The following is an 8,263-nucleotide window of genomic DNA, read 5'->3' on the forward strand; positions in this document are numbered from 1 at the left end:
TTCAGCTCAGCTGAATGAATGGGCCATTCAGGAACAAGTGCCGCTCTCAGGAAGCGGGCCGGCGCGTGGACTGTGCATCGCGGAGCCGCACGCTCGGCCTGGCTCGGGAGCGGGCAAGTTCGTAGCTCGAGCGCAGCTCACGGATCACCTGATCCGGTTTGTCGCGAATGGTGCGCGGCAAGTGCGTGACGACAATGATTCCGAAGCTCTGCATGCGCTCGCGGCGTTCCACGGTCGCCTCGTGGTCCGGGACGTTGAAATGATGGTCGAGCGAGTCGATTTCCCAGGCCATCGCGACGTCGTCGATCCAGCCGTCGGGGACTGCTATGAATTCGCCCCTGTGAGTTTTGATCTCACGGTTGTGCACAATCGTCGGCAGTCCGCTGCGTCGATACAGGCGTTGGGCGTGAACCTCCTCGACGGAGTGCGCACCGCCTCCGAGTTCGCGTAGAACCGACCGCGGCAATGCCGTGCCGTGCGTCGTGCCCTCGGCCAGTTCCATCGCCAATTCCTCGATCGAGGTGTCCCCGCGCTGAATGACAGTGGCGAGCAGGGCGCGACACGCATCCCGTGACCGCATCCGGCGGGCCGCGTCGAGGACTGCCCGCGTGACGGGTGCGCAGCGGAGCGTCCCACAAAGGACTGGTTCAGGTGGCCGCCAGGTTCGTTCCACGGTGACGAAGTGCGTCGAAGCCCGCTTCCGGGACGCAGGGACGAGCACGAGCACGTCATTCATCGACGCGGATCGGCGGTAGCCGTGCGCAGCGAGAGCTGCGTGCCCGGTGAGCATGCTGTCATCCCCGCCATACATCAGAGCCGCGCCGGCTCGCTCGAGCTGCGTGGCGGAACCGTTGTGCAGCAGTACGTATCCCGGCAGTATGCGTTGCCATGGTCCACCCGGCAGGCATCGTGCGGCGATGGTGGCCGGCGCCAGCCCCATCTCGCCGAGAACTGCCGAGCGAATCACGCCATTGTGGGCGTGCGCACGGATCATGTCGAGATCGTCGGCCCACCTGCCTCGTCGCATGAGGCAAGGATGGGGCATTGCATCCGGCCGAAGGCCGTTCCGGGCGTCGAATCGGGCCAGATGTGGACAACCCTGTCGGTTGTGGACAAACCCGCGCCGCGAATGGGTTGTCACCCCGCCACCTTTTCCTGAATGGCCCATTCATTCAGTCCAAGTGAATGAATGGGCCATTCAGGAAACCCCAAGGGGAGTGGAGGGTTAGGGGTAGACCCGCATCATGCCGGGACTCCAGAAGCCGGAGCGGGTCACCTCGTCGGTGTCGATGGTGGCCGCGGTGGCGTCGGGGAAGTGGCGGGTGTACCGCTCGAGGGCACCCCAGTCACGGCCCCAGTCGTCCCGCAGGTAGGTCGGGACGGTGGACGCTTCCGCGATCATCTCGGTCCAGCCGAGGGGGCCGCCGTTCTCTCCGGCCTGCCAGGTGTCGGTGGAGCTGACGGCGAGGGGTCGGTCGGGGAGGATGCGGTAGCCGGGGACCTCGGCGACGCCGTAGTGGTGGTCGAAGGGACGCTGGCAGGGGAACTGCAGGCCGACGGCCCAGTCGAGCAGCACCGGCTGCTCGGAGCCGATGTAGTCGTTCAGCGACTGCAGTTGCGGCACCCTGGGCGGGGTGAACGCGAGCCACTGGTCGCCGGTGAGGTTGGGGTCGTTGGCGACGACGCGGACGGTGTCGGTGTCGGCGGGCAGTTCGTCGAGGGGGATGCGCAGGTTGCGCCACGACGGTGCGGGTCCGGTGTCCTTGGGCAGGTAGTTGCCGAGGACGGTGACGGTGCCGTCGGCTTCGCGTCGGCCGTATTCGAGGCGGAGTGACTGCCCGTAGGTGACCTCGCCGTCCTTGCTCTCGGACCAGATGCGTCCGGCTGCGGACACGACGACCAGCGGGGCGTCGTCGCTGCGCTCGGGCAGCGCGTACCAACTCGACGTCAGGTATGCCGGTTCCTGGACGCCAGTCTGGTAGCTGCCGAGCACAGGGGTGGTGGCGGGGTCGAGCCCGAAGGGGAGTTTCACGGTCGAACCGTTGACGCCCTGCGCGCCGGTGCCGCCTTCGGTTCCGGCGCTGGCGCCGTTGACGAAGGCGGGGCCGACGGACTGGCCGTCGGTGTTGGCTTGTCCGGGTTTGACTTCGGTGTAGTCGGCGGACAGGTCGGACGGCACTCCGTCGGGGCCGAATCCGACGGGATCGTCGCCACCGAGCGGGTCGGCGGCCGAGCCGGGGAGGGGTTGCAGCCGCCCGGCGTTCGCGTCGGCTTCGGTGAGGACGTAGTCGGCGAGGCCGCACGGCGACCCGGTGACGGCGTCGATGTTGGAGCGCGCCAACGAGTACGCCGGGTACTGCGAGACCGCACCCTTGACCAGGGACAGCACTTCGAAGAGGACCATCAGGGCGGCGATGACGGTCAGCGGCATCGCCGCGAGCGCCTTGATCCGTCGGCCACGCGGGCCGGACGCCTTGACCTCCTTGCCGATGAAGTCCTCACGGAAGTACTGCCATCCGACGAGGACGACGGCCGCGAGGAAGAGGGCCAGCATGACGCTGTTGACCTGGATCCCGGCGAGCGAGATGGTCTTGTCGAACCACGGGATGCCGTAGGCGGAGACGTACCACCAGCCGTTGATGCCGGAGAACGAGAAGGCAAGCACCAGAAGCAGTCCCGCGGCGAACATGGTCCGGTTGCGCCGCGACCGAAGTGCCGTCGCAGACACCGCGACGGCGGTGAGCGCGGCGAGGGAGCCGGCGATGCCCGCGTACGCCCCGAAGTGGTGGGTCCACTTCGTGGGGTTGAACATCATGAAGAAGATGGTGCCGAACACGACGCCGAGCAGACGCCAGGACGGCCCGACGGCGGCGCCCGGTACCCGCTTGCGGCGCAGCAACACGAACAGCGTCGTGAACAGGCACAGGATCATCACCAGGAACGCGAAGCGGCGGGAGACGGAGCCGTCGACGGTCTGCACGAACAGGTAGTAGTAGCGCAGGAACTCCTGGTACCAGCTCATGTTGGGCCCGATGAGCGTCCGCACGCGAGTCGCTTCGCGGACACCGGCGAACGTCTGGTCGGCGAACACGGCGACAAGGACGACGGCGCCCGACGCGAGCAGGGGCGCGACGAGCGCCCACGTGCCGACGCTGCGGTGCCTGCGAACCAGGATCCGGACCATCGGCCGGGCGCCGGCGAGCAGTGCCGCGACGCACATCAGACCGGTGGGCGCGGCCCCGAGGGAGAACGCGGCGATCATGATCGCGACCGCGGCGGGCAGCAGGCGTCCGGTGGCGATGGATCGTTCGACGGAGCACCAGGTCAGGAGGGCGCCGAGCGCGACGATCGGCTCGGGGCGCAGTCCGTTGTTGTAGGGCAGCCAGAACGCGAGGAACACGAGGCCACCGGTCCACACCGCGGCCTGGTTGAGGCGCACCGCGCGGCCGAGGCGGGGGATCACCTCGCGGCTGATGACGAACCAGCAGAGGATGCCTGCGAGGAGCGCGGGCAGACGCATCCACGGGCTGGCGGTGGAGATCTTCGCCATCGCGGCGAGAACGTCGTAGTACCAGCCGAACGGGGCCTCGGGGACACCGAACCAGCGGAAGTAGTTCGCCATGTAGCCGGACTGCTCGGAGACCCGCGCCATCGTCAGCAGGTAGCCGTCGTCGGAGGTGTTCGCGCCGACGAAATGCCAGATCGCGAGGACACCGACGATGACGCCGTCGAGGGGACGCAGTCGCCACCAGTGGGTCGGGAAGAACCCTCGGGGCGTGCGTCCGTCGGTCCCGTCGAGGGTGTGCAGCGCGACGAGTGCGGTGATCGTGAGCAGCACCGCGAGCGCCACGGAGAGGAGCTTCAGGACGGTGGGCGTCGACGAGTAGCGGGAGTCGATGTTCGCGTTCAGGGACAGATCGGCCGTCGACGCGGTGTCGGGGAGGTCGGTGTACACGCCGACGACCTGCGGGCGGAGGTCTCCGGTGAGACTGCCGGTGACGGGGTTGCCGTCGACGGACATGCCCTCGAACGTGGCGGTGGTGCCCGCGATGTCGGAGGTGACGGTGATCGCGGAGCATTCGCCGCCCGCGACGGCGTCACGAGGAGCGGACGCGACGACGACGTTGCGGTCGAGGACGTCGACGCTCGACTCGGTGACACGGACGAGCAGCGCGTTCAGCGGTGCATCGGTGCCCTGCGGCGGCGCCGTCCCCAGCAGGAGCCCGCCGCTCGCGGGAAGGTCGTCGACGAGGCGACAGGGGATCGACACGGTCAGGTCGATCGGCACCTGCGCCATCAGCGGCGCGTCGACGCTGCCGACGGCACCCTGCGGCCAGTTCAACGCGGACGTCGTCTGCTTGACGGGCAGGAACGGGGTCGCCACGGCGAGCACGAATCCGAGCAGACCGGTGACGATCGCGATCAGTCGGGCGGTCCGATACTGCGTGCGCAGATCGGGAACCGGCGCAGGCGCAGGCGCGGGTGCGGTGGTTGTCAGGGCGTCGGGCACGAGTGTCGATGGTAGGCGAGCGACCTGAGAGGCCAGCACCACATCGACGATGCGATTTTCGGTCCCGCGGCGGGGCGCCCATCGGCGACGAGGTGTGTCACATCGCCGATGGGCGCACGTCCTACCTGGCGGCGATCGGGCCCGGCGACCACAGGCCGGACCGTGTCACCGTCTCGGTGTCGACGGTGGCCGCGGTCGCGGACGGGTCGATCGGCTCGTACCGCTCCAACGATCCCCAGTCCCTGGCCCAGTCGTCGTTCAGGTAGCTCGGCATCGTCTGCGCGACCAGCAGCAGGTCAACCCAGCCGAGGGGGCCGCCGCCGAACGCGTCCTGCCAGGCGTTGGTGGAGTCGGCGCCGACCCGGTCGGGCAGGATGCGGAACTCCGGTGCCTCGGCAACGCCGTAACGGTGGTCGAACGGGCGCTGGCAGGGGAACGACAGGCCGACGGACCAGTCGAGGAGCACCGGTGCCTGAGATCCGACGACGTCCTGCAGCGTCTGCGTCTGCGGCAGTCGCGGCGGGGTGACGGCGAGCCACTGCTTGGGGGTGAGGTCGGTGTCGTCGGCGACGATGCGGACGGCGTCGGCGTCGGCGGGAATCTGCTCCATCGGGATACGCAGGTTCCGCCACGACGGGGCCGGGCCGATGTCGATCGGAGCGACGGCGCCCCGGACCTCGACGTCGCCGCTCGGACGCCGGGAACCGTATTCGACGAGCAGCTTCTGACCGTCGGTGACGATGCCGTCCGGATCGACGTAGCGGATGCGTCCCGCCGCGGTCACCACGAGCAGCGGGGTGTCCTCGGAACGCTCGGGCAGCGCGTACCAGCCGCTGGTCACGTGGGCGGGCTCGTTGGCGCCGTAGCTGCCGAGGACCGGTGTCGTTGCGGGGTCGAGGCCGAACGGAAGCGCGACGGTGCTGCCGTTGACGCCTGCGTCGCCCGACCCGCCGCCGGTGCCTGCGGAGGTGGTTCCGGTGGTCTCGTTCGATCCGGTGTCGACGGTGTTGGCGCCGCCCGCGGCCTTGAACTCCTCGTCGGCGGTGAGGTCACCCGCGACGCCGTTGGGGGTGAACCCGGTGTTCTCGCCCGCCCCGAGCGGGTCGGGTGTCGCGTCGACCGGCGTCAGCCTGCCCGCGTTCGCGTCGGGTTCGACGAGGACGTCGTTGGCCAGCGCGCAGGTGTCGCCGGTGAGGGTGTCGATGTTGGAGCGGGCCACCGAGTACGCCGGGTACTGACCGACCGCGCCCTTGGCGAGCGAGAGCACCTCGACGAGGACGATGAACGCCGCCGCCAGGGTGAGGGGTGACGCGACGAGGGTGCGCAGTCCGGGGCGGACGGGCTGTTCGGGTCCGCGGTACGGCTCGCGCAGGTGCTGCCAGCCCGCGTACAGCAGCGCGAGCACGGCGAGAACGAGGAACCCGGTGGAGAAAGGCTTGCCACTGATGGACGGCGGCTTGTCCCACCACGGGATCCCGTAGCTGGAGACGTACCACCAGCCGTTCGATCCGGTGAACGCCAACGCGAGCAGGAACAGCACGCCGGACGCGAACAGCGCCCGGTTGCGGCTCGAGCGGACGGTCGCGGCCGCGAGCCCGACCGCGGTGACGGCGGCGATCGATCCGGCGAGGCCTGCGTAGACGCCGAAGTGGTGCGTCCACTTCGTGGGTGTCGACATCATCAGCAGGAGCGACACGAAGACGATGCCGAGGATGCGTCGCGACGGGCCCGCTGCGGCGCCGGGGATCCGCCCGCGACCGCGCAGCAGCAGCATCGCGCACACGATCAGGCACAGGAACATCGCGAACACACCGAACCGGCGCGCGAGCGAGCCGTCGGGCGAGATGTTCAGCAGCGCCTCGTAGCGCTGGTACTCGCCGAACCACTGCACGTTCGGGCCGATCGCGGTGCGCACCTTGATCGCCTCGAGGACGCCGCCGAGGGTCTGGTCGGCGAAGATCGCGATCAGCACGACGGCGCCCGCGGCAAGCACGGGCGCGAGCAGGGCCGCCACACCGACGACGCGGGCGCGCGCGACGACGAGGTTCACGAGCGGCCGCAGGCTCACGATCAGTGCGGCGACCGCGATGACGCCGGTCGGACCGGCGGCGAGGGAGAACGCGGCGATCAGCACACCGATCGCTGCCGGGAGGAGTCGGCCGGTGGCGATGGCCCGCTCGATGGAGCACCAGGTCAGGAGTGCGCCGAGCGCGATGATCGGTTCGGGGCGCAGCCCGTTGTTGTAGGGCAGCCAGAACGAGAGGAACACCAGTCCGGCGGTCCACACGGCGATCCGGTTGCGGCGAACGGCGCGGCCGAGGCGGGGGATCACCTCGCGGCTGATGACGAGCCAGCAGAGGATGCCCGCGATGAGGGAAGGCAGGCGCATCCAGGTGCTTGCGGTGGAGATCTTCGTCATCGCGGCGAGGACGTCGTAGTACCAGCCGAACGGGGCCTCCGACACCCCGAACCAGCGGTAGTAGTTGGCCATGTAGCCGGAGTGCTCGGAGGCGCGGGCCATGGTCAGCAGGTAGCCGTCGTCGGAGGTGTTGGCGCCGATGAAGTGCCACACGATCAGTGTGCCGATGACGACGGCGTCGACTCCGGTGAACCGCAGCCAGTGCCGCGGGAGGAAGCGGCGCGCGCGGCGGCCGTCGGTCAGGTCGAGGCGGTGCAGCGCGATGAGAGACAGCACGGTCGCGAGCACCCCGACGACCATCGCGAGCACCTTGAAGGCGGTGGGGGTCGACGTGAATCGGGAGTCGATGTCGGCGGTCACCTGGAGGCCTGCGGGCGCGCCGCCCTGCAGATCCGTGAAGAACCCGACCATCTGCGGGCGCTGGTCACCCTCGACCCGTGACTCCTTCTCGTCCGCCTGCGGGCCCGAAGGAGTCACAGGGGCGAAGGACGCGGTGGTGGCATCGGCGTCCGAACGGACGAGGAGGGCGGTGCATCCGCCGAGCTCGGCGAGCGGCGCCGACACCAGACGGGTTCCACGCAGGTCGACGGCGACGGTTCGCTCGGCGTCGGAGCCGACGGTGACGGAGAGTCCGACTTCGTCGGCGTCGGGGGCGTTCTTCGGGACGGTCGAGACGACGGTCCCGCCGTCGGGCAGGCCCGCGAACACGGAGCACGGGATGTGCATGTCGAGGGACAGCGGCTCGTATGTCACCAGGGGCGCGTCGACGCCCGTCAGTTCCCCGTTCTGCGGCCACGACACGCTCGCGGCCTGCTGTGACACCGGAAGCAACGGCGTCGCGATCGCCAGCAGGAATCCGACGAGACCCGCGACGACCGCGATCAGGCGCGCGATCCGCGGAGCCGAGCGGTCAGGGGCCGGCGGGGAGGTGGGGACGACGGTGGCGTCGGACTCGGCAGGCACAAGCGTCGATCGTATGGGATGCCGTGATGGGCTGCCGTCGGCGCGACGGGAGGGAGAAATACGCCCGCCGGCGGTGCGCGAGGGCTGCACCGCCGGCGGGCGACGACCGGCACGGCTCGTGTGCCGATACGAATTACACCCTGCGACCCGAGGTGGCCGAAAGGTGTGGGCACGAATATAGGGGACGATTCGGGGCCCGTGGGGGAAATTCGAATCCCCGGGGTGTAACCCGTTGGTCCGCCGTGTGTCGAACCCCTATGCCTACGGCGCCGGGGGCGGCACGTGCCTACGGCGCCGGGGGCGGCACGTGCCTACGGCGCCGGGGGCGGCACGTGCCTACGGCGCCGGGGGCGGCACGTGCCTACGGCGCC

General features: G+C 69.6%; 3 protein-coding genes. All 3 read right to left on the reverse strand.

Annotated features, from left to right (window positions below; genetic code table 11):
- Positions 1–46 precede the first annotated feature (46 nt).
- Positions 47–1,027 carry a hypothetical protein gene (locus FFS72_RS21855; protein WP_137875914.1) on the reverse strand — a complete coding sequence of 327 codons (981 nt, stop codon included), beginning with the start codon at positions 1,025–1,027 and terminating at the stop codon, positions 47–49.
- 198 nt (positions 1,028–1,225) lie between these two features.
- Positions 1,226–4,510 (reverse strand): arabinosyltransferase domain-containing protein, encoded by a 3,285-nt coding sequence (locus tag FFS72_RS21860; RefSeq protein WP_137875908.1) that lies wholly within the window; start codon positions 4,508–4,510, stop codon positions 1,226–1,228.
- A 121-nt stretch (positions 4,511–4,631) separates the two neighbouring features.
- Positions 4,632–7,907, reverse strand: coding sequence for an arabinosyltransferase domain-containing protein (locus tag FFS72_RS21865; RefSeq protein WP_137875915.1), 3,276 nt, complete (start codon positions 7,905–7,907; stop codon positions 4,632–4,634).
- Between the last annotated feature and the right edge of the window lie 356 nt (positions 7,908–8,263).

The organism is Rhodococcus sp. Q (assembly GCF_005503035.1).
Classification (GTDB): Bacteria; Actinomycetota; Actinomycetes; order Mycobacteriales; family Mycobacteriaceae; genus Rhodococcus_G.

Excerpts from the sequence above, each read along its gene's own strand:
- FFS72_RS21855 (WP_137875914.1), bottom strand. The coding sequence starts at position 1,027 with ATGCGACGAGGCAGGTGGGCCGACGATCTCGACATGATCCGTGCGCAC.